The sequence below is a fragment of the Pseudomonas sp. NPDC078700 genome (assembly GCF_044542375.1).
GTDB lineage: Bacteria > Pseudomonadota > Gammaproteobacteria > Pseudomonadales > Pseudomonadaceae > Aquipseudomonas.
In genome coordinates this window covers 555237-581763 of the sequence record NZ_JBITUI010000003.1, presented here as the reverse complement: position 1 = coordinate 581763, position 26527 = coordinate 555237, and the positions used below count along the sequence as shown (strand labels likewise).

The 26527-nt window shown below is 54.5% G+C and carries 28 protein-coding genes and 1 tRNA gene; 24 read left to right on the top strand and 5 right to left on the bottom strand.

Features of this window, described 5'->3' with window-relative positions:
- Positions 1–65: 65 nt before the first annotated feature.
- The 16 genes from aspS (at position 66) to nadA (ending at position 13637) form a co-directional block, all read left to right on the top strand.
- On the top strand, positions 66–1841 hold the full coding sequence (gene aspS, locus ACIGCM_RS13100) for an aspartate--tRNA ligase (RefSeq protein ID WP_397502735.1): 1776 nt from the start codon (positions 66–68) through the stop codon (positions 1839–1841).
- A gap of 60 nt (positions 1842–1901) precedes the next feature.
- Positions 1902–2651, top strand: coding sequence for a YebC/PmpR family DNA-binding transcriptional regulator (locus tag ACIGCM_RS13095; protein WP_397502495.1), 750 nt, complete (start codon positions 1902–1904; stop codon positions 2649–2651).
- 188 nt (positions 2652–2839) lie between these two features.
- The gene (gene ruvC, locus ACIGCM_RS13090) at positions 2840–3364 is read left to right on the top strand and encodes a crossover junction endodeoxyribonuclease RuvC (RefSeq protein WP_397502494.1); all 525 of its coding nucleotides are present in this window, start codon (positions 2840–2842) and stop codon (positions 3362–3364) included.
- 23 nt (positions 3365–3387) lie between these two features.
- Positions 3388–3993 carry a Holliday junction branch migration protein RuvA gene (gene ruvA / locus ACIGCM_RS13085; RefSeq protein ID WP_397502493.1) on the top strand — a complete coding sequence of 202 codons (606 nt, stop codon included), beginning with the start codon at positions 3388–3390 and terminating at the stop codon, positions 3991–3993.
- Positions 3994–5055 carry a Holliday junction branch migration DNA helicase RuvB gene (ruvB, locus tag ACIGCM_RS13080; RefSeq protein WP_397502492.1) on the top strand — a complete coding sequence of 354 codons (1062 nt, stop codon included), beginning with the start codon at positions 3994–3996 and terminating at the stop codon, positions 5053–5055.
- A 104-nt stretch (positions 5056–5159) separates the two neighbouring features.
- Positions 5160–5612 carry a tol-pal system-associated acyl-CoA thioesterase gene (ybgC, locus tag ACIGCM_RS13075; RefSeq protein WP_397502491.1) on the top strand — a complete coding sequence of 151 codons (453 nt, stop codon included), beginning with the start codon at positions 5160–5162 and terminating at the stop codon, positions 5610–5612.
- A gap of 2 nt (positions 5613–5614) precedes the next feature.
- On the top strand, positions 5615–6310 hold the full coding sequence (gene tolQ / locus ACIGCM_RS13070; RefSeq protein ID WP_397502490.1) for a protein TolQ: 696 nt from the start codon (positions 5615–5617) through the stop codon (positions 6308–6310).
- Between the two features lie 147 nt (positions 6311–6457).
- Positions 6458–6910 carry a protein TolR gene (gene tolR / locus ACIGCM_RS13065; RefSeq protein ID WP_397502488.1) on the top strand — a complete coding sequence of 151 codons (453 nt, stop codon included), beginning with the start codon at positions 6458–6460 and terminating at the stop codon, positions 6908–6910.
- Positions 6910–7917: a cell envelope integrity protein TolA gene (gene tolA, locus ACIGCM_RS13060; protein WP_397502487.1), complete on the top strand. Its 1008-nt coding sequence runs from the start codon at positions 6910–6912 to the stop codon at positions 7915–7917. The genes tolR and tolA overlap by 1 nt, the downstream gene beginning before the upstream one ends.
- Complete coding sequence (gene tolB, locus ACIGCM_RS13055; RefSeq protein ID WP_397502486.1) at positions 7914–9212, top strand: Tol-Pal system beta propeller repeat protein TolB; 1299 nt, start codon at positions 7914–7916, stop codon at positions 9210–9212. The genes tolA and tolB overlap by 4 nt, the downstream gene beginning before the upstream one ends.
- A 67-nt stretch (positions 9213–9279) precedes the next feature.
- Positions 9280–9777: a peptidoglycan-associated lipoprotein Pal gene (gene pal / locus ACIGCM_RS13050; protein ID WP_397502484.1), complete on the top strand. Its 498-nt coding sequence runs from the start codon at positions 9280–9282 to the stop codon at positions 9775–9777.
- A gap of 6 nt (positions 9778–9783) precedes the next feature.
- A complete protein-coding gene (gene ybgF, locus ACIGCM_RS13045; RefSeq protein WP_397502483.1) occupies positions 9784–10584 on the top strand; it encodes a tol-pal system protein YbgF in 801 nt (266 codons plus the stop codon).
- 169 nt (positions 10585–10753) lie between these two features.
- Entirely contained in the window at positions 10754–11401 is a 648-nt protein-coding gene (gene queE, locus ACIGCM_RS13040) for a 7-carboxy-7-deazaguanine synthase QueE (RefSeq protein WP_397502482.1), read from the top strand.
- Positions 11402–11469: 68 nt separating this feature from the next.
- Positions 11470–12144, top strand: coding sequence for a 7-cyano-7-deazaguanine synthase QueC (gene queC, locus ACIGCM_RS13035; RefSeq protein WP_397502481.1), 675 nt, complete (start codon positions 11470–11472; stop codon positions 12142–12144).
- A 57-nt stretch (positions 12145–12201) separates the two neighbouring features.
- A tRNA-Lys gene (locus ACIGCM_RS13030) sits at positions 12202–12277 on the top strand.
- A 301-nt stretch (positions 12278–12578) separates the two neighbouring features.
- A complete protein-coding gene (gene nadA / locus ACIGCM_RS13025) occupies positions 12579–13637 on the top strand; it encodes a quinolinate synthase NadA (RefSeq protein WP_397502480.1) in 1059 nt (352 codons plus the stop codon).
- 49 nt (positions 13638–13686) lie between these two features.
- Here nadA and ACIGCM_RS13020 read toward each other — a convergent pair whose 3' ends face one another.
- Positions 13687–15120 (bottom strand): M48 family metalloprotease, encoded by a 1434-nt coding sequence (locus tag ACIGCM_RS13020; RefSeq protein ID WP_397502479.1) that lies wholly within the window; start codon positions 15118–15120, stop codon positions 13687–13689.
- A 204-nt stretch (positions 15121–15324) separates the two neighbouring features.
- Between ACIGCM_RS13020 and ACIGCM_RS13015 the strand changes: the two genes are divergently transcribed.
- From ACIGCM_RS13015 to ACIGCM_RS13000, 4 genes are all read left to right on the top strand, one after another.
- Positions 15325–15576, top strand: coding sequence for a sulfurtransferase TusA family protein (locus tag ACIGCM_RS13015; RefSeq protein ID WP_397502477.1), 252 nt, complete (start codon positions 15325–15327; stop codon positions 15574–15576).
- Positions 15577–15626: 50 nt separating this feature from the next.
- Positions 15627–16706, top strand: coding sequence for an AI-2E family transporter (locus ACIGCM_RS13010; protein ID WP_397502476.1), 1080 nt, complete (start codon positions 15627–15629; stop codon positions 16704–16706).
- Between the two features lie 238 nt (positions 16707–16944).
- Entirely contained in the window at positions 16945–17172 is a 228-nt protein-coding gene (locus tag ACIGCM_RS13005; RefSeq protein WP_339487313.1) for a CopG family transcriptional regulator, read from the top strand.
- Positions 17156–17422, top strand: a complete 267-nt coding sequence (locus tag ACIGCM_RS13000; RefSeq protein ID WP_397502475.1) for a type II toxin-antitoxin system RelE/ParE family toxin — start codon at positions 17156–17158, stop codon at positions 17420–17422. The genes ACIGCM_RS13005 and ACIGCM_RS13000 overlap by 17 nt, the downstream gene beginning before the upstream one ends.
- Position 17423: 1 nt before the next feature.
- On the opposite strand, the gene ACIGCM_RS12995 is transcribed toward ACIGCM_RS13000, so the two are convergent.
- Together ACIGCM_RS12995 and ACIGCM_RS12990 are read right to left on the bottom strand one after the other, a co-directional pair.
- Entirely contained in the window at positions 17424–17897 is a 474-nt protein-coding gene (locus ACIGCM_RS12995; protein WP_397502474.1) for a peroxiredoxin, read from the bottom strand.
- Positions 17898–17968: 71 nt separating this feature from the next.
- A complete protein-coding gene (locus tag ACIGCM_RS12990; RefSeq protein ID WP_397502473.1) occupies positions 17969–18526 on the bottom strand; it encodes a glycine cleavage system protein R in 558 nt (185 codons plus the stop codon).
- 393 nt (positions 18527–18919) lie between these two features.
- Between ACIGCM_RS12990 and dapA the strand changes: the two genes are divergently transcribed.
- The 4 genes from dapA (at position 18920) to ACIGCM_RS12970 (ending at position 23182) form a co-directional block, all read left to right on the top strand.
- Positions 18920–19798, top strand: a complete 879-nt coding sequence (gene dapA, locus ACIGCM_RS12985; RefSeq protein ID WP_397502472.1) for a 4-hydroxy-tetrahydrodipicolinate synthase — start codon at positions 18920–18922, stop codon at positions 19796–19798.
- 17 nt (positions 19799–19815) lie between these two features.
- A complete protein-coding gene (gene bamC / locus ACIGCM_RS12980; protein ID WP_397502471.1) occupies positions 19816–20934 on the top strand; it encodes an outer membrane protein assembly factor BamC in 1119 nt (372 codons plus the stop codon).
- A gap of 128 nt (positions 20935–21062) precedes the next feature.
- Entirely contained in the window at positions 21063–21932 is an 870-nt protein-coding gene (locus ACIGCM_RS12975) for a phosphoribosylaminoimidazolesuccinocarboxamide synthase (RefSeq protein ID WP_397502470.1), read from the top strand.
- A gap of 143 nt (positions 21933–22075) precedes the next feature.
- Positions 22076–23182, top strand: coding sequence for an endonuclease/exonuclease/phosphatase family protein (locus ACIGCM_RS12970; RefSeq protein ID WP_397502468.1), 1107 nt, complete (start codon positions 22076–22078; stop codon positions 23180–23182).
- A gap of 76 nt (positions 23183–23258) precedes the next feature.
- Here the strand turns inward: ACIGCM_RS12970 and paaZ are convergent, their stop codons facing one another.
- Complete coding sequence (gene paaZ, locus ACIGCM_RS12965) at positions 23259–25310, bottom strand: phenylacetic acid degradation bifunctional protein PaaZ (protein WP_397502467.1); 2052 nt, start codon at positions 25308–25310, stop codon at positions 23259–23261.
- A gap of 121 nt (positions 25311–25431) precedes the next feature.
- On the bottom strand, positions 25432–26508 hold the full coding sequence (paaE, locus tag ACIGCM_RS12960; RefSeq protein WP_397502466.1) for a 1,2-phenylacetyl-CoA epoxidase subunit PaaE: 1077 nt from the start codon (positions 26506–26508) through the stop codon (positions 25432–25434).
- Positions 26509–26527 lie beyond the last annotated feature (19 nt).

The following is a 26527-nucleotide window of genomic DNA, read 5'->3' as shown; positions in this document are numbered from 1 at the left end:
TCGAACGCTTGGCGTTCAAGCCAGTGGCCTTACGAATTCAAGACTCAAGAGAAGCGATTACTACCATGATGCGCAGCCACTATTGCGGCCAGTTGAACGAAAGCCTGGACGGTCAGGAAATTACCCTTTGCGGCTGGGTTCACCGTCGCCGTGACCATGGCGGGGTTATCTTCCTCGATATACGTGATCGCGAAGGTCTGGCTCAGGTAGTGTTTGACCCTGATCGCGCAGAGACTTTTGCCGTGGCCGACAAGGTGCGCAGCGAGTTTGTGGTCAAGATCACCGGTAAAGTGCGTTTGCGTCCTGCGGGCGCTGGCAACGCGAACATGGCCTCGGGCGCGATCGAAGTGCTTGGCTATGAGCTTGAAGTGCTCAATGAAGCGGAAACCCCACCGTTCCCGCTCAACGAATACTCCGATGTCGGCGAAGAGACTCGCCTGCGCTATCGCTTTATCGACCTGCGCCGCCCGGAAATGGCAGCCAAGCTGAAGCTGCGTTCGAGCATCACCACCAGCATTCGTCGTTACCTCGACGAAAACGGCTTCCTGGACGTCGAAACCCCAATCCTGACGCGTGCAACCCCAGAGGGTGCTCGTGATTACCTGGTGCCAAGCCGTACGCACCCAGGTAGCTTCTTTGCGTTGCCACAATCACCCCAGCTGTTCAAGCAGTTATTGATGGTTGCTGGCTTCGACCGCTACTACCAGATCGCCAAGTGCTTCCGCGACGAAGACCTGCGTGCTGATCGCCAGCCAGAATTCACCCAGATCGACATCGAAACCAGCTTCCTTGATGAACAAGACATCATGGGCATCACCGAGAAAATGGTGCGCCAGCTGTTTAAAGAAGTCCTCGATGTTGAGTTTGGCGACTTCCCGCACATGACCTTTGAAGAGGCCATGCGTCGTTATGGCTCTGACAAGCCAGACCTGCGAAACCCAATGGAACTGGTTGACGTTGCTGATCAGCTCAAAGACGTTGAGTTCAAAGTCTTCAGTGGTCCGGCCAATGATCCGAAGTGCCGCGTTGCTGCGTTGCGCGTACCGGGCGGGGCAAGCATGCCGCGCAAGCAGATCGACGACTACACCAAGTTCGTTGGCATCTACGGCGCGCGTGGCTTGGCCTACATCAAGGTCAATGACCGCGCCAGCGGTGTTGAAGGCCTGCAGTCGCCAATCGTCAAGAACATCCCGCTGGAAAACCTCAATGTGATCCTTGATCGCGTCGGTGCGGTTGATGGCGATATCGTGTTCTTCGGCGCCGATAAAGCCAAGATCGTCAGCGAAGCCCTGGGTGCGCTGCGCCTTAAGCTGGGCACCGATCTGGACCTGCTGACCTGTGAGTGGGCACCTATGTGGGTGGTCGACTTCCCGATGTTTGAAGAAAACGACGACGGCAGCTTCAGTGCCTTGCATCACCCGTTCACCGCACCTAAGTGCAGCCCGCAAGAGCTGGAGGCCAATCCGGCCACTGCGCTGTCGCGTGCTTACGACATGGTGCTTAACGGCACTGAGCTGGGCGGCGGGTCGATCCGTATCCACCGCAAAGAAATGCAGCAAGCTGTGTTCCGCCTGCTGGGTATCGAGCCGGCTGAGCAAGAAGAAAAGTTCGGCTTCCTGCTCGATGCCCTGAAGTTCGGTGCGCCGCCACACGGTGGTTTGGCATTCGGTCTGGACCGTTTGGTGATGCTGATGACCGGCGCACAATCGATCCGTGAAGTGATTGCCTTCCCGAAAACCCAAAGTGCTGCCTGCGTAATGACGCAAGCACCGGGGTTGGTCGATAACAAAGCGTTGCGTGAATTGCACATTCGCCTGCGTGAGCAGCCAAAAGCTGAGTAATAGGTGTTAGGGCGTCTCGGTCAAACGGGGCGCTTATAAGTAATTGAAAGCGGAGTTGTTATGGCGGGTCATTCCAAGTGGGCAAACATCAAGCATCGCAAAGGGCGTCAAGACGCCAAGCGTGGCAAGATATTTACCAAACTTATACGTGAGCTGACAGTAGCTGCAAGTCAGGGCGGTGGAATTCCAGCAGATAACCCGCGGCTTCGTTTGGCTGTTGATAAAGCGCTTACGGCGAACATGACGCGCGACACCATTGATCGCGCCATTGCTCGCGGTGTCGGCTCGGCAGATGGCGAGAAAGTCGAGGAACTCAGCTATGAAGGTTACGCGCCAAATGGCGTGGCCATTATTGTTGAGACCATGACTGACAACCGTAACCGCACGGCTGCTGAAGTGCGTCACGCCTTTACCAAGTGCGGTGGCAATCTCGGTACTGACGGCTCGGTTGCTTATATGTTCGAGCGTAAAGGGCAAATCAGTTTTGCGCCGGGTCTGGATGAAGAGGCGCTGATGGAGGCGGCTCTTGAGGCTGGTGCTGATGATATTGTCACCAACGAAGACGGTTCGATTGACGTATTTACCGCGTTTGTCGACTTTATTGCAGTGAGCGAAGCGCTGACTGCGGCGGGTTATAAAGCGCAGGAGTCCGAGGTGGTGATGTTACCGTCCACCTATGCAGCGCTTGAGGATGTCGATACCGCGCAGAAAGTGCTGAAGTTGATCGACATGCTTGAGGATTTGGACGATGTGCAAAACGTCCACTCCAATGCTGAAATTCCTGACGACGTCATGGCCCTGCTAGGGTAGTGAAAGCCGGAGCTAGCTCCGGCTTTTTTAATTAACGCTGGTGGGATAACACTTTTCTATCCACCACAGATGCCCATACGCAAGAACCCTAGAGGCGTTTGCTGGTTGGGGCAGGTTGGATAAGCTTCGCGTTGCGTTCTACGGCCAAGGCCGCGACTTTTAATTCACCGACGTGAGAACCTGCTGTTATGACACTGATTCTCGGGATAGACCCAGGTTCACGAATCACCGGTTATGGTGTGGTGCGCGATACTGGGCGTACCTGTGAGTATGTTGCTTCTGGTTGTATCCGCACGGGTAATGGCCCGCTGCCTGAGCGTCTGCAAATTGTCTTTCGTGGCGTGCGCGAGGTGATCGAAACCTATGGTCCGGTAACCATGGGGATTGAACAGGTCTTCATGGCGCGCAACGCCGATTCGGCGCTCAAGCTCGGTCAGGCCCGTGGTGCGGCGATTGTCGCTGGGGTCGAAGCGGGCCTGGATGTTTCCGAATACACTGCCACTCAAGTCAAGCAAGCAATCGCTGGAACGGGTGGTGCGGACAAAGAGCAGGTGCAAATGATGGTGATGCACTTGCTCAAACTGGTGAAAAAGCCACAGATTGATGCTTCAGATGCCTTGGCGATCGCCCTGTGTCATGCACATCATCGGCAAAGCCTTATTCCCCACGGTTTAGCGGGTGCCAAACGGCGCGGTGGGCGTCTTCGTTTATAAGTTGATTTTTTAAGGATTTAACGGTGATCGGACGTTTGCGCGGCACCTTGGCGGAGAAACAACCGCCGCATTTGATTCTGGATGTAAATGGTCTGGGTTATGAGTTGGAAGTGCCCATGACTACGTTGTACCGTTTGCCATCGGTGGGCGAACCTCTGACGCTGCACACCCATTTGGTTGTGCGTGAAGATGCTCAATTGCTTTACGGTTTCTTTGAAAAGCGCGAGCGTGAGCTGTTTCGTGAGCTGATCCGGCTTAATGGTGTCGGGCCTAAGTTGGCCTTGGCCCTGATGTCCGGCTTGGAAGTGGACGAGTTAGTGCGCTGCGTTCAGGCGCAAGATACGTCGGCGCTGGTTAAAATTCCGGGTGTCGGTAAGAAGACCGCTGAGCGTTTGCTGGTCGAGTTGAAAGGTCGTTTCAAGGCATGGGAAACCCAGCCAGGCATGACTTCGCTGGTGGTATCTGCCTCGGCAGGTATACCAGCAGCAAGTGCTGAGAATGACGCAGTGAGTGCATTGATCTCGCTGGGTTATAAGCCGCAAGAGGCCAGTCGTGCAGTATCGGCTATTAAAGAAGATGGTTTGAGCAGCGAAGATTTGATCCGTCGTGCTCTGAAAGGAATGGTTTAAATGATCGAGGCTGATCGCCTAATTACTGCCAGCACACGTGACCGCGATGAACAGGTCGATCGTGCGATTCGCCCGCTGACGCTTGCCGAATATATCGGTCAGCCGAGTGTGCGTGAGCAGATGGAACTGTTTATTCAGGCCGCCCGAGGGCGCAAGGAGTCGTTGGACCATACCTTGATATTTGGTCCGCCGGGTCTGGGCAAGACCACTTTGGCCAACATCATTGCTCAGGAAATGGGTGTTTCGATCAAAAGCACCTCGGGTCCAGTGCTTGAACGTCCAGGTGATCTGGCAGCGCTATTGACCAATCTTGAGCCAGGCGATGTGCTGTTTATCGATGAAATTCACCGCCTTTCGCCTATTGTCGAAGAAGTACTCTATCCGGCGATGGAGGACTTTCAGCTCGATATCATGATTGGAGAAGGGCCGGCCGCGCGCTCGATCAAGCTTGATCTGCCGCCTTTTACCTTGGTTGGAGCGACGACCCGGGCGGGCATGCTGACCAATCCATTGCGCGACCGTTTCGGTATCGTCCAGCGCCTGGAGTTCTACAGCACAGATGATCTGGCAACAATTGTCAGCCGCTCTGCCGGTATTTTGAATCTGCCTATCGAGAAACAGGGCGCTTTTGAAATTGCCCGTCGTGCTCGGGGTACGCCACGTATTGCAAACCGTTTGTTGCGCCGGGTACGGGATTTTGCCGAAGTGCGCAGCAATGGTGATATTAGCCGGCAGGTTGCCGATTTAGCGCTTAACTTGCTGGATGTTGATGAGCGTGGATTTGACCATCAGGACCGTCGCTTGCTGCTGACCATGATCGAAAAATTCGATGGTGGGCCGGTTGGGGTTGATAACCTGGCGGCGGCGATCAGTGAAGAGCGCCACACCATTGAAGATGTATTGGAACCCTATTTGATCCAGCAGGGTTACATCATGCGTACCCCGCGGGGTCGCGTGGTGACACGGCACGCCTATTTACACTTTGGGCTGAATGTACCCAAGCGGATGGGGGAACTTCCGGCCGCAGATCTGTTCAGTGTTGACGGGGATTCAATTGTATAGCCCGGTCAATCGTCGGGTAATCGATTGGCAAGTGGCTGGGAAGTGAAATAGATGAAAAATACTTGCTTTACCCAATTGGCAAGACCAGGAGCTAGCACTAAAGTATGCGCGCGCAAAACGGAGTTCAGCCGTTCGCTCATCATTGTCGGGTTTATTACGAAGACACTGATGCCGGCGGTATCGTCTACTACGTCAATTACCTCAAGTTTATGGAACGGGCTCGCACCGAGCAGCTGAGAGATCTGGGTTTTTCCCAATCCGAGCTGGCAGGTGAGGGCCTGTTATTCGTCGTGCATTCGACTGAAGTGCGTTACCACGCACCAGCGAAGCTCGACGATGAACTATTAGTAAGTGCGCAGGTTATCGAATTAAACCGTGCCAGCCTGAAGTTTCGTCAACAAGTCAGGCGGGCTGTGGATGATGTGCTGCTCTGTGAAGGGCAGTTTTTGGTGGCCTGTGTGCGCGCCGACAATTTGAAACCCCGGGCCATTCCCGAAGCTTTGCGCACAGCCTTCGCTGAGCAGAGCGGCGCGGGTACATTTACAGCAGGAGAGTAAGCGTGGAAGCCAACGCCGTTGACCACATGTCGATGTGGAGTTTGATCAGCAATGCCAGCTTAGTGGTTCAGTTGGTGATGTTGACCCTGGTGGCCGCATCGGTCACCTCCTGGATTATGATTTTCCAGCGTACCACCATGCTTCGCGCGGCCAAGCGCTCGCTCGACGCCTTCGAGGAGCGTTTCTGGTCGGGCATCGATTTGTCCAAGCTCTACCGTCAGGCGGGCAGCAATCCTGACCCTGATTCGGGCCTGGAGCAGATATTCCGCGCCGGTTTCAAAGAATTCTCGCGTATGCGTCAACAACCCAATGTTGATCCTGATGCCGTCATGGACGGTGTTGCCCGCGCCATGCGCGTTGCCATTTCCCGCGAAGAAGAGAAGCTTGAAACCAGCCTGCCATTTTTGGCGACCGTAGGTTCGACCAGTCCCTACATCGGTCTGTTTGGTACCGTATGGGGCATTATGAACTCATTTCGCGGCTTGGCTCAGGTGCAGCAAGCCACGCTGGCTACTGTCGCTCCGGGTATTGCTGAAGCCCTGATCGCCACGGCAATTGGTTTGTTTGCCGCGATTCCTGCCGTAATCGCCTACAACCGTTTTTCTTCGCGCGGCGAGATGTTCATTGCGCGTTACTACACATTTGCCGATGAATTCCACGCAATCCTGCACCGCAAAGTACATACAACAGAAGACTGACCGCCAGTTGATTTAATAGCGGGCGTCAGCAGATCGAAAGCGCGAGGCGGGCAGTGCCAACACACAGCCCGCCAGCCACCGATCTTTGACGCAGTATTCTGCCAAGGGCTGGTTTAGCTGTTGGCTCACTCGATAGGTTTTTAAGCGATGGCCAGAATTCGTAACAGACGCAAGCCGGTCGCCGAGATGAACGTGGTGCCCTACATCGACGTGATGTTGGTGCTGCTGGTTATCTTTATGGTGACTGCGCCAATGCTCAATCAGGGGGTCAAGGTCGATCTGCCGAAAGTCAGCAGCCAGACCTTGCCGCAAGACAACGACTCGAAGGTTTTGACGATTTCGATCAAGGCCGATAAGTCCTATTACTGGAACATGGGCACTGAGGTCGACACCGACACGGTGCAGGATCAAGCCGTATCGCTCGATGGCATGACCAAAGCAGTCACGGCGATCATTAACGAGAGCCGCCGTCAGGGTAAGCAGGTTCAGGTGTTTGTTCGCGGTGACAAATCGGTCGATTACGGCACGGTTATGGCTGCCATGGGCGGTTTGCAGCAGGCTGACGTGGGTAACGTCGGGCTGATTACTGAGGCCCCGTAATGCGCGAGCAACGTGAGCGTTCCACCTCGGAAAGCTATTTCTGGCCGATTGTCTGGGCAGTAACCCTGCACACGCTGATGTTCGGCATGTTGTTTGTCAGCTTTGCTTTTGCTCCAGATTTGCCGCCGGCTAAGCCGATTGTTCAGGCAACCTTGTATCAGCTTAAGTCGCAAAGTCAGGCGACCACGCAGACCAACCAGAAAATTGCTGGCGAGAAGAAAAAAACAGCTGCTCCACAGTACGAAACTGAGCAGTTGGAGCAGAAAAAAGCCGAAGAGCAGAAAGAAGCAGCAGCCAAGGCTGCGGAACAAAAGAAAGCGGATGAGGCTCAAAAGGCCGAGGTCGCCAAGAAGGCTGACGAAGCGGCTAAAGCTGAAGCTGCCAAAAAAGCGGAAGCGGCAAAGGCCGATGCAGCCAAAAAAGCTGATATCGCCAAGAAGGCCGATGAGGCAGCCAAGAAGAAAGCCGCCGATGACGCGGCCAAGAAAAAAGCAGCTGAGGACGCTAAAAAGAAAGCGGCCGAAGATGCAAAGAAAAAGAAGGCCGCAGAGGACGCCAAGAAAAAGGCCGCCGATGATGCCAAGAAGAAAAAGACCGCTGAAGAGGCGCGTCGTAAAGCAGTAGAAGACAAAAAGGCCGCTGCCTTGGCTGAGTTGCTCGCAGATGATGTGGGGCACCAACAAGCACTGGCTGATGAAGTAGGCGATAAAGTCGCTGGCAACCTGGATGATCTGATCATCAAGTTGGTCAGTGAACAGTGGCGTCGTCCGCCTTCAGCTCGTAATGGAATGAGTGTTGAAGTGCTGATCGAGATGTTGCCCGATGGCACCATCACCAATGCCAGTGTGTCGCGCTCAAGTGGCGATGCACCCTTTGATAATTCAGCGATACAAGCTGTGCGTAACGTCGGCCGTATTTCTGAGATGCAACAACTTGATCGTGCAACGTTTGATAGCCAATACCGTAAGCGTCGCGCCATCTTTAAACCGGAGGATTTAGATCTGTGAATACCCTGATGCGTATCGTTCTACTGAGTTTGACCATGATGGTCGGCGCAGTACAGGCGGCTGATCCACTGGTTATTAGCACGGGTACTGACCGCGCTACACCGATTGCGGTTGTGCCGTTCGGATGGCAGGGCGGCAATGTGCTGCCTGATGATATTGCCGACATCGTTGGCAAGGACCTGCACAACTCAGGTGTTTTCGAGCCAATTCCACGGCAAAACATGATCAGCCAACCGACCCAGGCCAGCGAAGTTATCTATCGCGACTGGAAAGCGGTAAACGCTCAGTACGTCTTGGTCGGCAATATGGTGCCAGCTGGCGGCCGTATCCAGGTGCAGTACGCGCTGTTCAACGTTGCGACCGAGCAACAGGTATTGACCGGTAGCGTGGGTGGCACGGCTGATCAAATACGTGACATGGCGCATTACATTGCTGACCAGTCGTTTGAAAAGCTCACCGGCGTTAAAGGTGCGTTCTCCACTCGCTTGCTCTACGTAACCGCTGAGCGTTTCTCGGTGGACAATACCCGCTACACCCTGCAGCGCTCGGACTATGACGGCGCTCGTGCGGTAACCTTGCTGCAATCGCGTGAGCCGATTCTCTCGCCTTCATTCGCGCCGGACGGCAAGCGTATCTCTTATGTGTCGTTCGAGCAGCGCCGCCCACGCATCTTCGTTCAGCATGTTGATACTGGTCGTCGTGAACAAATCACCAATTTTGAAGGCCTTAACGGTGCGCCAGCCTGGTCTCCAGATGGCAAGCGCCTGGCTTTTGTGTTGTCGAAAGATGGCAACCCAGAAATCTACGTCATGGAGCTGGCCTCCAAGTCACTGCGTCGCGTGACCAATCAGTTGGGCATTGATACCGAACCCTTCTGGGGTAAAGATGGTCAAACCATCTACTTCACCTCGGATCGTGGCGGTAAGCCACAGATTTATAAAACCAATATCAATAGCGGTTCAGTTGAGCGTGTAACGTTTGTAGGTAACTACAACGCCAATCCAAAACTGTCTGCTGATGAGAAAACCTTGGTCATGATTCATCGCCAAGAAGGCTTCACCAACTTCAAAGTAGCGGCTCAAGACCTGCAGCGCGGAAACGTGCGGATACTTTCATCTACAAATTTGGATGAATCCCCCACTGTTGCGCCTAATGGCACCATGATAATCTTCGCAACCCGCCAGCAGGGTCGGGGAGTCTTGATGTTAGCGTCCGTAAATGGTCGCGTCAGGCTCCCTCTTCCTACCGCTCAAGGCGAAGTTCGAGAGCCTTCCTGGTCCCCCTACCTGAACTGATGCGGCGTTGTACTTTTGTTACTTTGCAATTTTGCTTAACACACTGGGGTTCATTAGGAGCTATATGATGGAAATGCTGAAATTTGGTAAGTTTGCTGCACTGAGCTTGGCTTTGGCTGTTGCTGTTGGTTGTTCTTCGAAAGGCGGCGACGCTTCTGGCGAAGGCGCAGTAGACCCTAACGCTGGTTACGGTGCTGACGCAGGTTCGGTTGACGGCAACATGAGCGAAGAAGCTGCTCTGCGTGCTATCACCACCTTCTACTTCGAATACGACAGTTCAGACCTGAAGCCAGAAGCCATGCGCGCGCTGGACGTTCACGCTAAAGACCTGAAAGGCAATGGCGCTCGCGTCGTTCTGGAAGGCAACACCGACGAGCGCGGTACTCGTGAATACAACATGGCTCTGGGCGAGCGTCGTGCGAAAGCCGTTCAACGCTACCTGGTTCTGCAGGGCGTTTCTCCTGCTCAGCTGGAACTGGTTTCCTACGGTGAAGAGCGTCCAGTTTCGACTGGCAACGACGAACAGTCGTGGGCTCAGAACCGTCGCGTCGAACTGCGTAAGTAATTCGATATGCAAACGTGCCGACGTCTCGTAAGCCTACTCGTTCTCAGCTTGCCACTTGTGGCATGGGCTGAGGTTCCAGTTATGGACAATAACTCGGGCAGCTACCCAGCGCCGAGTTATGAGGCGTCCGGTGCCTATGCAGGAGGCGGAGCGCAAGCTCCGGCCTCTGCGCAGAGTATGCTGTTTAATCAACTGCAGCAGATGCAGGATGAAATTGGCCGGCTGCGCGGCATGCTTGAAGAGCAGCAAAATGATATCCGGCAGATGAAACAAGAAAACCTTGAGCGTTATAAGGATCTTGATCAGCGGCTGAGCAGTGGGGCAGCAGGTGCTGCGGCCACGCAGAATTCTTCAGCGGATGGCGCCAATAACGCCGACGCGACACAAAACTCGAACAACGCCCAAGCAGGGGCGGGAGCGAGTGAGCCAGACCCAGAGAAGGAAAAGCTGTTTTACGACGCGGCCTTCGACCTGATCAAAGCTAAAGACTTCGACAAAGCCAATCAGGCGTTCAGCGCTTTTTTGCGCAAGTACCCTAAAAGCCAATATGCCGGTAATGCTCAATATTGGTTAGGTGAGGTCAATCTGGCTCAAGGCAATCTGCAAGGCGCAGCTCAAGCGTTTTCGGATGTTGCCCAGAAGTATCCGCAGCACAGCAAAGTCCCTGACTCAATGTTTAAGTTAGGTGATGTTGAGCAGCGCATGGGCGATCAGAACAAAGCCAAGAGCACCTTCCAGCAAGTCATTGCGCAATACCCTAATTCTTCGGCTGCGCAGCTTGCTCAGCGCAACCTGCAGCGGATGTAACCAGAGTCACCATAGTTTGTTAAACTTGTAAAAAGAGCGCCGTGCCCAGATTGAGCACGGCGTTTTCATTGGTGGACAGGCTAACTGTGCTTGTCCTGGGTGTGAATAGCACCTTTCTTTCCCGCAACGGAGGCGGACAGCCTGTTTAGCTGTCACGCCCGTGGCTTATATGCAAAAGACCCTGCGCATCACCGAGATCTTTTTCTCGCTGCAGGGGGAAACGCGAACTGCGGGTTTACCCACCGTATTCGTGCGCCTGACCGGCTGCCCCCTGCGTTGTCAGTACTGCGATACCGCTTACGCCTTCAATGGCGGCGAGCTCATGTCGCTTGACGCCATCATTGAAAAAATCGCCAGCTATTCACCGCGTTACGTTTGTGTGACCGGTGGCGAGCCCCTGGCTCAACCGAATTGCATTGCCCTGCTTGAGCGCCTCTGTGACGCCGGTTTTGAGGTGTCGCTGGAAACCAGTGGCGCACTTGATGTTTCGGCTGTCGATGCGCGCGTGAGTAAGGTGCTTGATCTTAAAACCCCGGGCTCAGCGGAAGTGGCGCGCAATCGCTACGAGAATATTGACCTGCTAACCCACAATGACCAGGTCAAGTTCGTCATTTGCTCCCGTGAAGACTACGATTGGGCGACGACTAAACTGATTCAGTACCGACTCAATGAGCGCGCCGGAGAGGTGTTGCTGTCGCCAAGCCATCAGCAGGTTTCAGCGCGAGATCTGGCTGACTGGATTGTCGCCGACAACTTGCCCGTGCGCCTGCAGTTGCAGCTGCACAAGATACTCTGGAATGACGAGCAAGGCCGCTAGGCGTAGCGAATCAGAATTTTAGTCTTCAATCTGTGTAAGCGTCGTTAACTAGGGCGCGAGGATTCAATATGAGTACCAAACGAGCCGTTATCCTGTTATCGGGCGGCCTTGACTCGGCAACTGTGGTCGCGATGGCCAAAGCTGAGGGCTATGCCTGTTACACCATGAGCTTTGATTATGGCCAGCGCCATCGCTCAGAGCTTGAGGCTGCAGAGCGTATCGCTGCGCAGTTGGGTGTGGTTGAACATAAGGTGATTGGCCTGAACCTCAACGGCATGGGCGGTTCAGCTTTGACAGATAGCAGCATAGACGTGCCTGAGGCCCCCTCTGAAGGGATTCCAGTCACCTACGTACCGGCACGTAATACGGTTTTCTTATCGCTGGCGTTGGGCTGGGCTGAGGTGCTGGGGGCTCGGGATATTTTCATCGGCGTCAATGCTGTGGACTATTCGGGTTATCCGGATTGCCGCCCGGAATTTGTCGAAGCATTTGAGCGTATGGCGAATCTGGCGACCAAAGCGGGCGTTGAAGGCAATGGTTTCCGGATCCAGGCGCCACTGCAAAACATGAGCAAAGCGCAAATTGTTCAAGCCGGTATAAATCAGGGTGTTGACTACGCTTTGACCGTCTCTTGCTATCAGGCAGATGACCAAGGTAGAGCCTGCGGTAAGTGTGACAGCTGCCGGTTGCGGAGCGAAGGTTTCAATGCGGCTGGCATCGCTGATCCAACCCGATATGCCTAAAAAATGCGTTAAAGGGTTGAATTGCTGAGTTAAATCAGTATTATGCGCCTCCGCAACGGGTCGTTAGCTCAGTTGGTAGAGCAGTTGGCTTTTAACCAATTGGTCGTAGGTTCGAATCCCACACGACCCACCATATTGCCTTTACCGCCACAGTAGTTGGCTGTAAAGGAAGAAAGCCCGAGTGTTCTCACCCAGAACCTCGGGCTTTTTTGTGCCTTTGTGTTTTAGCTGGATTGCAGGTTATGCAACTCAAGTGGTTTGAGCTGTGGGGCCTGATCGCGATATTATGACCGCCGCTAAACTGCGCTGAGGCCTGAAGATAACAGGCACGCGTCGTAAACCCTTTTGTACCGCTGTTTGTCCGGCGTTTGTACTGCCAACAGCAGGGGTATACTTGATTCCCGTGCTGATAGACCGTTACAGGGCCTGATGACATGACGCAGATTTCCGAACGCCTTCTGGTTCAGGCGCACTTAGATGCCAAGCAACCGGTCGCGCTGACCGCTGAGCAAGAAGCCTTCTATCGCGCTGAAATTGCCGCGGAGCTAAAAAAACAGAACGCTGTACTGGTCGCTCACTATTACTGTGACCCGGTGCTGCAAGCGCTGGCCGAAGAGACCGGTGGTTGTGTTTCCGACTCCTTAGAGATGGCGCGCTTTGGTAACCAGCATGAGGCGCAAACCGTGCTGGTGGCGGGCGTTAAGTTTATGGGGGAGACCGCGAAGATTCTCAACCCTGAGAAGCGCGTGCTGATGCCAACGCTGGAAGCGACTTGTTCATTGGATCTGGGTTGTCCGGTCAATGAGTTTGCGGCCTTTTGCGATCAGCACCCTGAACGCACCGTGGTGGTCTACGCCAATACCTCAGCTGCGGTAAAGGCGCGCGCTGATTGGGTGGTGACGTCAAGCTGCGCAGTAGAGATTGTCGAGCACCTGATGGACAACGGCGAGAGCATCATTTGGGCACCGGATCAGCATTTGGGGCGTTATATCCAGAACAAGACCGGTGCCGACATGTTGCTTTGGGATGGCGCCTGTATCGTCCACGAGGAATTCAAAGCCAAACAGCTTGAAGACATGAAGGCGCTCTATCCTGATGCCGCGGTGTTGGTCCACCCCGAGTCGCCAACTGCAGTGATTGATCTGGCTGACGCGGTGGGTTCGACCAGTCAACTGATAGCCGCGGCGCAAAGCCTGCCGAATAAGAAGTTTATTGTGGCAACCGACCGTGGCATTTTCTACAAAATGCAGCAGCTGTGCCCGGATAAAGAGTTTATCGAAGCACCGACGGCGGGTAACGGCGCGGCATGCCGCAGTTGTGCGCATTGCCCGTGGATGGCGATGAACACCCTTGAGCGTACCTTGAGCTGCTTGCGTGAAGGCAGCAATGAGATTTTTGTCGATTCAGCGTTGATTCCCAAGGCAATCAAACCTCTGACGCGCATGCTTGATTTCACCAAGGCGGCGCGGATGAGGCTGTCCGGTAACGCCTGACCCGGTAGGGCGGGTAACGCTTTTACCCGCCGTTGGTGGCTTTGTCGGTCTAGTTAAGCATTTCGTCAATGATGCGCTTCTCTTCGATCAGCTCACGCTGGCGGGCATCAATCCGTGAGGCCAGCTGGAAGTTGTTGGCGGCACGGCGTTTGGCGTAGTCGAGCTGCTCAATTGCCTGCTTATAATCGCCAACCAAGGCAAAGAACTCAGCGCGCGCTTGGTGCAGGCCGATTCTGTCGCCGCTGAGGCCGCGTACTTCAGCAACTTGATACCAAACGTCAGGATCTTTCGGACGTGACTTGAGAAGGGCGTTGAGCTTGCTCTCAGCGTCTTGGGTGCGGCCTTGACGGATCATCAAGTCGACCCGTGCCTGATTCAGCGGATAATTGTCTGGCGAGTCGTTCAGCATGCGCTCAAGGCGGCTTTGTGCGTCACTCAAGCGGCTGGCTGCTGTATCCAGATCAACCTGTGCCAGGTTGTAAGGGATCGACTTTGGTGATTTTTTCAGCAGTTGATCAAGAATTTCGCCTGCTTCTTTCTGGCGTCCACCCTTGATTAATGCAATTGCCAAACCGTAGCGCGCGGCATCATTTTTCGGGTTTTCCGTCATCTCAGCGCGAAAGCGCTTGGCTGCAAGGCCAGGCGTGCCTTCATAAAACAGCTGCACCCGGGCGCGCATGATCTGGTATTCCAGGCTGTCTTCTTTGCCGCCCTTAGGCAGCTGTGCTGCGCGGTTACGGGTGTCGGCAATCCGGGACTCAGAAACTGGGTGAGTCAGCAAGAACTCAGGCGGCATGCGGTCGTAACGGTATTGGCGCATCAAATGCTCAAACATCGTTGGCATGGCGGTGGGGTCGTAACCGGCTTTTTCGAGGTTGATGATACCAATGCGGTCGGCTTCCGCTTCGTTTTGCCGTGAAAAGCGCCGCTGTTCCTGAATCGCGGCCGCCTGGGTTGAGGCAATAGCCGCAATACCAGCATCACCAGCGCCGGCTGCTGCGGCGACAATCCCCGCAAGCATCGCCGCCATCACTGGCAGTTGCATACGTTGCTGAGCTTCAAGGCCACGCGCAAAGTGACGTTGTGATAAGTGAGCTAATTCGTGCGCCAGTACCGAGGCATATTCAGCTTCAGTCTCGGCATACAGAAACAAACCACCGTTAACCCCGATGATGCCGCCGGGTGCGGCGAATGCGTTGATCTGCGGGCTGTTAAGCAGCACAAACTCAAGCCGTCGGTCTGAGAGCTGGCTGCTTTCGCTGAGCCGATAAACGCTGGTCTCAACGAAGTCTTTGAGTTGCGGGTCGGATAGCTGGCTTACCTGGCCGCGCAATAGGCTAAGCCACGCTCGGCCCAACTGGTGTTCTTGCTGGGGTGAGACAATGGCCGAGCTGGCATCTCCCAGTGACGGCAAGTCGTTGGCGGCCTGAACTGAGGCAGACAGGCAGGCGAGCGTCAAAAGGGCGGGGCGCAGAAAATTCATTCAAGGTGCTCTTGGTTTTCTAGTGCACGTACTGTAGCTGTGATCAGGTTGCGATGACCAGCATGGCAAGCTCGGATTACATCGCGTATGTTGCGCCTCCTGCACGTGCACTCATGCGCATCCTCGGGCCATGGGTTTGTTCGCGGTGAAACAAGCAGTAAAGATATCAATGCTATTTTGCTGCAGAATTTTGGAGATTGTTTGATGACTGAGGTACAAGATTCGCCGCCAGCCTTCGATGCACAGGTTGATGCCAGCGGTTTGAATTGCCCTATGCCGCTGCTTAAAGCCAAACTTGAATTGAACAAGCTGGTAAGTGGCGATGTGCTTAAAGTGACAGCAACTGATGCCGGTTCACAACGTGATTTTCGTGCTTTCGCTACGCTGGCGGGCCACAGTCTGTTGCATGAAGAGGTGCAGGACGGGGTTTATCGTTATTGGTTACGCAAAGCCTAAAGAGCCCGGTCTTTAGTGCGGCTTCTTACTTGGTTGATCAAGGATTTTTAATGCTCAAGGTTTTACGTGATTGGCTGCACCGTTATTTCTCCGATGAGCAAGCGGTGGTATTGGCTGTTTTACTGGTTGTTGGCTTTGCCTTGATCCTGACCTTGGGTGGCATGCTTGCGCCTGTGCTGACGGGATTGGTTTTGGCCTTCCTTATGCAGGGCATGGTCGGTGCCCTTGAGCGCATACGGGTGCCTCACATCATTGCGGTGTGGCTGGTTTTTGCCATTTTTGTCAGCGCGCTTGGCTTAATTATTCTGGGCTTGCTGCCGTTGCTCTGGCATCAGCTAAGTACCTTGTTCAATGAATTGCCGCGGATGCTCGGTGAGTGGCAGTCACTGTTTATGATGCTGCCTGAGCGCTATCCGGGTCTGGTGACCGAAGATCAGATTGTGCAGTCGATCGAATCGCTGCGCGGTGGGGCGGGTCGGTTTGGGCAGTGGGCTTTGTCATTCTCCTTGTCGAGCCTGCCCGTGTTGATCAGCGTGATGATCTACTTGGTGCTGGTGCCAATCTTGGTGTTTTTCTTCCTGAAAGACCGTGAGGTCATCGGTGAGTGGTTCCGTGGATATTTGCCACAAGAGCGCACCCTGATTAGTCAGGTCGCCGCTGAGATGAACAAGCAGATTGCCAATTACATTCGCGGCAAGGTGATCGAAATCATCATTTGTGGCGTTGTGACCTACATTTCCTTTGCTGCGCTGGGCCTGAATTACCCGGCGCTGCTGGCGCTGGCGGTGGGGTTGTCAGTCGTGGTGCCCTATATCGGCGCGGTGGTTGTCACTGTGCCGGTAGCGCTGATCGGATTGTTTCAGTGGGGCTTTGGTGATCAGTTTCTGTATTTGATGCTGGTTTACTCGATCATCCAGGCGCTCGACGGCAACGTACTGGTGCCGCTGCTGTTCTCTGAGGCGGTCAATCTGCACCCCGTGGCAATCATCTGCGCGGTGCTGCTGTTTGGCGGCTTGTGGGGCTTCTGGGGCGTGTTCTTTGCGATTCCATTGGCGACCCTGTTCAAGGCGCTTTTGGACGCTTGGCCGCGGGTTGAGACGACCAGCCCTGCTGTGCAGCCTTGTGCTTAGTGATGTTTTTGGGTGTGGCAACGCGAAGCTTGCCCACCAAAACCTAAGTCACGGCGTACCACAAACAAGGCCACTATAGAAGTGGCTTTTGCTTATTTGATGCAATTATAAAGATGGGTGTTATAGGGCAAATAGCTTGTTTCACTGAGGCTCTGCTAATCGTAGAAGCGTCGCAAGCGTCTGTATCGAGTTAAGGCTTGTGATACATTGAATGCATGTATCACAGTGAGGTGCAGAAATGGCTACTTCAATCCGATTGGCTCCTGAAATTGAGCAGCGTTTAGCATTTTTGGCCGCTAATACCGGGCGCACCAAGGCGTATTATTTGCGGGAAATCATCGATCAAGGGCTGACAGAGATGGAAGATTACTACCTCGCAGCGGAAGTTCTGGAGCGCGTGCGCAAAGGCCAAGAGTCGGTGCATTCGCCAGCAGAGGTGAGGAAAGAACTTGGTTTGGACGATTGAGTACACACATACGGCCAAAACTCAATTACGTAAGCTTGATAAACAGTCAGCCAAGCGCATTCTCGATTATCTGGATGAACGGATCATTGGCAGAGATGATCCGCGCAGCACAGGCAAGGCACTCAGTGGTCCTTTGGGTGGCCTGTGGCGTTATCGGGTTGGCGATTTTCGGGTGATTTGCGATATTCAGGACGGCGCGCTACGCATCTTGGTTGTGCAGCTCGCCAATCGCCGGGATGTGTACCGCTAAATCAGGCTTTATTCAGCGCCTGAGCGACGGCCAGCACGGCATCAACGTGACCTGGCACTTTTACCCCGCGCCACTCTTGACGCAGCACACCGTTTTTATCGATCAGAAAGGTGCTGCGGTCAACGCCCATGTATTCCTTGCCATAAAGCTTTTTCAGCTTGATCACATTGAATAGGTTGCACACTGCTTCGTCTTTGTCCGAGATCAGCTCAAACGGAAAGCCTTGCTTGGCTTTGAAGTTTTCATGGGACTTCAAGCCATCACGCGACACGCCGAAAATCAGCGTATTCGCGTCTTGAAACTGAGCAAACTGATCACGAAAGCCTTGGCCTTCAGTGGTGCAGCCCGGGGTGCTGTCTTTGGGGTAGAAGTAAATCACCACTTGCTTTCCCTTCAGCGCAGACAGTTGAACCTGTTGCTCGCTGGTGGCGTGCGCCTGGAAGTCGGTTACCGGGGCATCAATGCTTACGCTCATAAAAACTCCTGCATAGCTGTTCGAATAGGTCTACTGCAGCCCCTAAGTGAAGGACTGCTGGCGCTTCAGGCTCAAGGCGTCTGTGGCCGCCAAGGCTCAATCAAGGCATCAAGGTTGAGCGCGTCGGCAAAATCCAGGAATTGGTCGCGTAGCCAGCTGATTTGTGTGCCTGCTGGCAGAGTCACGGTCAGCGTGGCGTTGAGCATGGTGCCGCCAGTTTGTGGTGCTTGGTAGGTATCACATGTCAGGTTTTCTAACTCGACGTTGTGGTCGATAAAGAACTGACAAAGCTCATTGAGGATGTCCGGGCGATACACCGAGCTTACATACGCAACGTAAGGCAAAGCCTGCGGGCGATTCTCGGTGGCGGCACTGCGAATTACATTGGCAGTGAAACTGTGCTTTTTAGACAGCGCAGGCAAGCTTGTTTCCAGTCGAGCCAAGGCATCCCAACTGCCAGTGATCTGCAATACCAGGGCGCTGAACTCTCCGTGTCGGCTTAAGCGTGTGCTGATCACTGCACAGCGATTTTCGTGGCTAGCGCGGCACAGGACATTGGTCAGCTCCATGGCATTGGGGCCAAGCGCGCTGATAACCAAGAATTGTTCGCGTACTGAGGGTGAGGTCATGCAGCCTTCCTAAAACAATGAGCGAGCGACTTTGTCTTCACAGCGTCGCTCAAAGAAGGAAGGGTAGCGAAAAGCGCCGCGAAGGGGAATCATCGCTCAAATAACCAGCGGATTAATTCCTTAAAAGCGAGTGAACCTGTAATCAACAAAGGATATTGATGCTGTAATAGGTCGTTTGTTGCGCATTTTGTTCAATTTACTCAGTGTGCAGCACGCATTCATTTACGTTGATATCAGGGCATATTTGCCGTTTTAGGCCCGGAATACCCCGCCCAATGGTTTAAAAGTACGGCTTGTGGTGCATCCACTTGCCGGTAACCCTAGCGCTTCGCTTGTGCAAGGCTCATAGCGCCAGTACCATTACGGCTCTCTTTTTTCGGCAGGAGCGGTTGCATGATTGCGGGCAGTATGGTGGCACTGGTCACTCCTATGGATGCACAAGGTGATCTCGACTGGGATAGCTTGAGCAAACTGGTGGATTTCCATCTGCAAGAAGGCACCAATGCCATCGTCGCGGTCGGCACCACAGGTGAGTCGGCGACATTGGAAGTGTCTGAGCACATTGAGGCGATCCGTCGCGTTGTTGATCAGGTAGCGGGGCGCATCCCTGTGATCGCGGGCACGGGTGGCAACTCCACGCGTGAATCGGTCGAGCTTACCCGCGCCGCTAAAGACGTGGGCGCAGATGCCTGTCTGCTGGTGACGCCGTACTACAATAAGCCGACCCAGGAAGGCCTGTACCTGCACTTCCGGCATATTGCTGAAGCCGTCGCGATTCCGCAGATTCTTTATAACGTGCCGGGCCGCACGGTCTGCGACATGCTGCCAGAGACCGTTGAGCGTCTGTCGAAGATCGACAACATCATCGGTATCAAAGAAGCCACAGGCGACTTGCAGCGTGCCAAAGAAGTAATTGACCGGGTCAGCAAGGATTTCCTGGTTTACTCCGGTGACGACCCAACGGCTGTTGAACTGATGCTGCTGGGCGGCAAAGGTAATATTTCGGTCACTGCCAACGTTGCTCCGCGCGCCATGAGCGACCTGTGTGCTGCAGCAATGCGTGGTGAGGCTGCTATCGCACGTGCCATCAACGACCGTTTGATGCCACTGCACAAGAATCTGTTCATTGAATCCAATCCGATTCCAGTCAAATGGGCACTGCACGAAATGGGCATGATGCCAGACGGTATCCGTCTGCCCCTGACTTGGCTGAGCCCGCGCTGTCATGAACCGCTGCGTCAGGCCATGCGCCAGTGCGGCGTATTGGTTTAATTGAGGAATTACTACGCATGAAGCGACTGGCCGGACTTACAACACTTGCCTTGATCATCTCCAGTACCAGCGGTTGCGGCTGGATTTGGGGTGAAGATGGTTACTTCCGTGATCGTGGTAGCGATTACCTGACCGCTCGTCAGACTGCACCAATGCAGCTGCCAGCCGATGTCCAAAGCAAGCCGCTAGACCCATTGCTGCCTATTCCACAGCAAGTTGCTACCGAAAACATCGAAGGCGAATATGATGTGCCGCGCCCGCAAGCCTTGACGGTTCAGGCCGATGCCAGTGAGTTTAGCTTGCAGAAGAGCGGTGCCTCGCGCTGGATTGTTGCACAACGTGTGCCTTCTGAAGCCTGGCCTGTGGCGCGTCAGTTTTATGAGTCCAATGGTTTTCGTATTGCTGAAGAGCGTCCGCAAACCGGTGAATTCACCACTGACTGGCAGCAGTTCAGTGATCTTTCTGCACCCATGGCCCGTCGTCTGAGTACCCGTGTTGCAGGTTCCACACCTGATGCTGAAACTCGCGTTCGTGTGCGTATCGAGCCGGGTGTGCAGCGCAATACCAGTGAAATCTACGTCGTCAGCGCAGAGCGCCCAGCGGGTAGCACTGCCGATGTTGCCTTCACGGATAAGAGCGTTAACGAAAGTCTTGACGCTGCATTGCTTGATGAAATGCTCGTGAGCATGGCACGTAGCGCCGAGCAGGGTGGTTCGGTTTCGTTACTTGCCGCACGTGACTACGATGCCCCAAGCCGTGTAAGCCTGTCGCAGGACGGTAACGGCAACCCAATCCTAAACCTCAGCTCGGATTTCGACCGCGCCTGGTCTGGTGTGGGTCGCTCGCTGGATTCGGCTGACGTGCGTGTCGACGACCTTAACCGTAGCCTCGGCGTTTACTACATCAACCTCGCGGAAGGTTCTAAAGCTAAAGAAGAGAAACCAGGCTTCTTCAGCAGTTTGTTTGGCAGCGAGCCGGATGAAGAAGAAATCGAAGCCCGTGCCGAGCGTTATCAGGTTCGCCTGACCACCGTGGGCGACAGTGTGCAAGTGTCGGTCGAGAAAGACATCAACACAGTGGCACCTGAAGATGTATCGCGCAAAATCCTTGGTCTGATTCAGGATAACCTGGGTTAAACCGATTACCACCTGACCCGCTCAGGTGGTTCAGATCCCGCGCAGGGCGGCCTCGGCAGCCTGCATGAAATTGATAGGCGAAACCCTGTGTTTCGCCTGTTTCGTTTGTTCAAGACGGAAACTTTGACATGACCACGCCAGTGACCCTCAGCCTGAAAAAAATCTACTCAGGTAAAGTCCGCGACCTCTATGAAATTGATGACAAGCGTATGTTGATGGTCGCAACCGACCGCCTTTCAGCGTTTGATGTCATTCTTGATGAGCCGATTCCAGAGAAAGGTAAAATCCTGACTGCGATTTCAAACTTCTGGTTCGACAAGCTCAGTGGGTTGGTGCCTAACCATTTCACTGGCGACAAGGTCGAAGACGTTGTCAGCGCCGCTGAGTTGCCATTGGTTGAAGGGCGTGCTGTTGTTGCCAAGCGCCTTAAGCCTGTGGCTGTAGAGGCGATTGTACGCGGCTACATTGCCGGCTCTGGTTGGAAGGAATACCAGAAAAGTGGCACCGTCTGCGGCATTCAACTGCCTGCTGGTCTGCAAGAAGCCTCCAAGCTACCTGCGCCGATCTTCACCCCTTCGACCAAGGCTGCTGTGGGCGACCACGATGAGAACATCTCGTTCGAGCAGTGCCAGGCAATCATCGGTGATGAACTCGCGCTGAAAGTGCGTGACACCGCTATTGCCCTGTACAGCGCTGCGGTTGAATATGCGGCCACACGCGGCATTATCATCGCCGACACTAAATTTGAGTTTGGCCTCGATGAAGATGGCACACTGACGCTGATGGACGAAGTGCTGACGCCTGACTCAAGTCGTTTCTGGCCTGCTGAAAGTTATGCAGAAGGCAGCAATCCACCAAGTTTCGATAAGCAGTTTGTACGTGACTGGTTAGAGTCTACCGGCTGGAATAAGCAAGCCCCTGCGCCAACCGTTCCGGCGGATGTCGCGCAGAAAACCGCTGATAAATACCGCGAAGCCTTGACCAAACTCACCACATAGTTGCATGTTGTATGAGAAAGGCGCTTAGGCGCCTTTTTTGTGGGTCAGGCTTGAGCCAGTCATACGCGTTTAGTAAATAGCTCGACCTAACTAGCAGGGTTTCTGCGGTTTCTGCTGGCGGGAATCTGTGGTGTCGGGGGAGCATGCAATATGCAGCAGGAGACCCTATGTTCATAGCGCTTACTATTGCGACGCTGTTTGTGGTCGTCGTCACGCTGCTGCCTATTTTAAAGTGCACGCATTGGACTGTCAGGGTCATGGATTTTCCGCGTGTGCAAATCGCCTTTTGCGCGGCGCTTACCCTGATGTTGCAGTTTTGCGTTCTCCCATCGCAGCCGATCCTGACAGCTTTGTTTATTCTGCTGACGGCGCTGTGTCTACTATGGCAGCTATGGTGGGTCGTGCCTTATACGCGGCTGTGGCCGGTTGAAACCAAAGCCTGCAAAACGCAGGACGTCAATAAACAGCTCAGCATCATGACTTCAAATGTCCTGCAAACAAATCGAAACAGCGATGCGTTAATTGAGATCGTTAACGACTATAAGCCCGATATTCTCGTCACCCTCGAATCGGACACTTGGTGGGAGAGCAGGCTCAGCGTGTTGAGCGCGCACATGCCCTACAGCGTTAAATGCCCGCTTGATAACCTCTACGGTATGCATGTGTATTCGAGGTTGCCCTTTAGCGACAGCGTCATTTCCTATTTAGTTGAAGACGATGTTCCATCGATACATCTGTTACTCGAGTTGCGCACGGGTGATAAGGTCCAGATGCATTTTGTGCATCCTGCCCCACCCAGCCCTACGGAAAACACTGAGTCGGCAGAGCGAGACGCTGAGCTGATTGTCATTGCTAAGCGTGTCGCGCAAACACAGCAAGCCGTCGTGGTCACGGGTGATCTCAATGATGTTGCATGGTCTACCTCAACCCGGCTTTTTCGTAAAATTAGTGGCCTGCTTGACCCGCGTATAGGCCGCGGTATGTTTAATACCTTCCACGTAAAGTATCCGTTTTTACGTTGGCCGTTGGATCATCTGTTCCACAGCTCCCACTTTACAGTGAAGGCTATCAAGCGGTTGCCTTCCATTGGCTCAGATCACTTCCCATTGTTGACCGTGCTTGTATTTGACCCCGAGTCCAGTGCTGATCAAGAAGGGTTAACAGCTGACAGAGACGATCATATTGAGGCCAATAAAACAGCCCAAGCTGAGCAGGTCAGTGAGGCCGATGTACCGGCGCTAAGTGGCTAGGACCATCAGCTCGTGCATGCATTTATTCAGCAAAAAGCCGGGGTATCCCGGCTTTTTGGTCTGTGCGTCCGCTTAATTAATTAGCTTTAAGCACCAGGGTCAGAATGTCGTAGCTGGCGACCAGTTCGCCATCCTGATTGGTCACTTCAACATCCCAAGCCACCACGCCTTGCGGCTCGCCTTTGGGGCTGGTTTTGCCTTGGTCGATTTTGCGCTTGCAGGTCAGGCGCGCCTGAATGGTGTCACCAATTCCGACTGGGCTGATAAAACGCAGGGTATCGAGGCCGTAGTTAGCCAGCACAGGGCCAACCCCCGGCGAGACGAACAAGCCGGCGGCAGCCGACAAGACAAAATAGCCGTGGGCGATGCGCTTGCCGAACTGCGATTCTTTGGCGGCGATGTCATCGAAGTGCATGTAGAAGTGGTCGCCAGACAAGCAGCCGAAATTGACCAGATCCGCTTCGGTGACGGTGCGTCTGTGGGTCAGCAGGGATTCGCCGATCTTCAGTTCTTCAAAGTAGCGGCGGAACGGATGCACCTCGGTTTCATAGACCTTGGCACCGCGCACGTATTCACCGGTGACAGCCATCAGCATGCTCGGCGAACCTTGTACGGCCGTGCGTTGCAGATAATGTTTAACTGCGCGCAGGCCGCCTAATTCCTCGCCGCCGCCGGCGCGGCCAGGACCACCATGTTTGAGGACCGGCAAAGGGGAGCCGTGGCCCGTGGACTCAGCCGCCGATTCGCTGTCAAGAATGTGCAAGCGACCATGCAATGCGGCAGCGGCGGGGACTACCCGTGCAGCGACTTGAGGGTCTTTGGTGATCAAGCTGGCAACCAAGCTGCCTTTGCCACGGGCTGCCAGGGCAATGGCTTCGTCAATATCATCGTAAGCCATCAAGGTGCTGACCGGGCCAAAGGCTTCGATATCGTGGGCACCGCCTTCTGCGTGCGGGTCACGGGCCAGCAGCAGGGTCGGTGCACAGAACGCGCCTTCAGCGACGCCTTCACCCAGCGGTGAGAAGCCATCTTTGGCACCCAGCAACATATCACTGCTGTGCAGCAGCGCTTGAATGCGCTCGGCAACGTCAGCCTGCTGGGCGTGCGAAGCCAATGGCCCCATGCGTACACCCTCAACCGATGGGTCGCCGGCAACCACTTTAGCCAGGCGTGCACGCAAGCGCTCAGCGACGGCATCAATATGTTTGGCCGGAACAATGGCGCGGCGGATCGCGGTGCATTTCTGCCCCGACTTAACCGTCATCTCGCGGGCAACTTCTTTAACGAATAGGTCGAACTCGGGATCGTCCGGGGTAATCTCAGGTGCCAGAATGGCGCAGTTAAGCGAGTCTGCTTCAGCGTTGAAGGGCACTGAGTTGCGGATAAGGTTGGGGTTGACCCGTAGCTTGGCGGCAGTGTCAGCCGAGCCGGTAAAGGTCACCACATCCTGGCCTTGCATGCGGTCGAGCAAATCACCCGTGCTGCCAATGATCAGTTGCAGGCTACCGGCTGGCAGCAAGCCCGACTCGTGCATTAGGCGCACTGTGGCTTCGGTGAGGTAGCTGGTAGCTGTGGCTGGCTTGATAATACACGGCATGCCCGCCAGAAAGCTTGGGGCAAATTTTTCCAACATGCCCCAGATCGGGAAGTTGAAGGCGTTGATATGAACAGCCACACCGCCGCGTGGCACCAGAATATGAGTCCCAGCGAAGGTGTTGAGTTTGCCCAGTGGCATGGCTGGGCCTTCGTGCACCACATTGCCGGAGGGCATCTCGCGCGCGCCTATTCCGGAGTAGGTGAACAGGGTGCCCGCGCCGCCTTCAATATCAATCCAGCTGTCAGCACGTGTTGCGCCGCTGTGATGGGATAGCGCATAGAGCTGTTCTTTGTGTTCCAGCAGGTATTTGGCCAGCGCCTTGAGGCGTTGTGCGCGTTGCTGAAAGTCCATCGCCATCAATTCGCTGATACCGCGTTGGCGGGCAAAGTCCACCGCTTCGGCGAAATCCAGGGTTTCTTCATGGGTGTAGGCGATGTGCTGACCGTTGATGGCGCTGCGTAATGATTGTGCAGCGTGCTGGCCGACCCAGTGCTCACCGATAAAACTTTGCAAGACAGTCTGTTGCGACATTTCAATCTCCAGAATAGGGCTGGCCTGAGGATTCAGGCGGTTGCGCGGCGCAGTTGATTTGTCACTGCGCGCCAGCGAATTAGGCGCAGGGCCAGCGCTAGCCCTGCGCAGCGCTAAGGGGTTAAAGCTCGTCGAAGTCGAGCACCACTTTGTCGCTCAGTGGGTAGCTCTGGCAGGACAACACGTAGCCTGCGGCAACTTCGTAGTCTTCCAGGGCAAAGTTGCTGTCCATCTCCACTTCACCTTCAAGCACTTTGCATTTGCAGGTGGAGCACACGCCGGCTTTGCAGGAGTAGGGCAGCTCGGCACCCTGTGCATTGCCAGCATCAAGAATGCTCATGCTGTTACGTGCCAGCTCGAAGCTTTTGCTGTGCCCGTCACTGGTCACGGTGATCTGGCATAGCGCGCTATCAACAACGGCGGCAGCCTGCCGTGCGGCGCGTTTTATATCGCTGCCGACGGCGGCAAACAGCTCGAAGTGAATGCGTTCGGCATTCATGCCATGGGCCTTGAGTTGGTCGCGCACGGTCTCGGTCATGGCTTGGGGGCCACAGATAAACGCCGCTTCCAGGCTGTTTACATCCAGCCAGCTTTTAAAAAACTGGGTGCATTTCTCGGCGTCGATATGGCCGTTGTACAGGTCGACATCCTGCTGCTCGCGGCTGAACAGATAAATGATGTTCAGGCGCTGTAGATACAGATTTTTCAGATCGCTGAGTTGATCGCGGAACAGTGTTGAGTTACTGGAGCGGTTGCCATACAGCAGGGTGAAGCGGCTATCGGGTTCGGTTTCCAGAGTCGTTTTGATGATCGACAGGATTGGCGTGATGCCACTGCCTGCAGCCACAGCCAGATAATGACCCTTGCGAGCTGGATCAAGCTCGACATGGAATGAACCACTGGGCGGCATCACTTCAACACTGTGGCCAGCTTTCAGGGTTTCGTTGGCGTAGCAGGAAAACAAACCGCCACCGACGCGTTTGATTGCTACGCGCAGGTCATCATCGTTGACGCCCGTACAAATCGAATAGGAGCGACGTACTTCTTCACCATTGATCTGGGTACGCATGACCAAATGCTGGCCTTGGGTGAAGCGGAATTCCTCGCGCAGCTCGCTGGGAATCTCGAAGGCCACCGAAACAGCATCACGGGTTTCTGCCCGAACTTCTTTGATTTTTAGGTTGTGGAACTTGCTCATTGTTATTCTCCGGCGATGG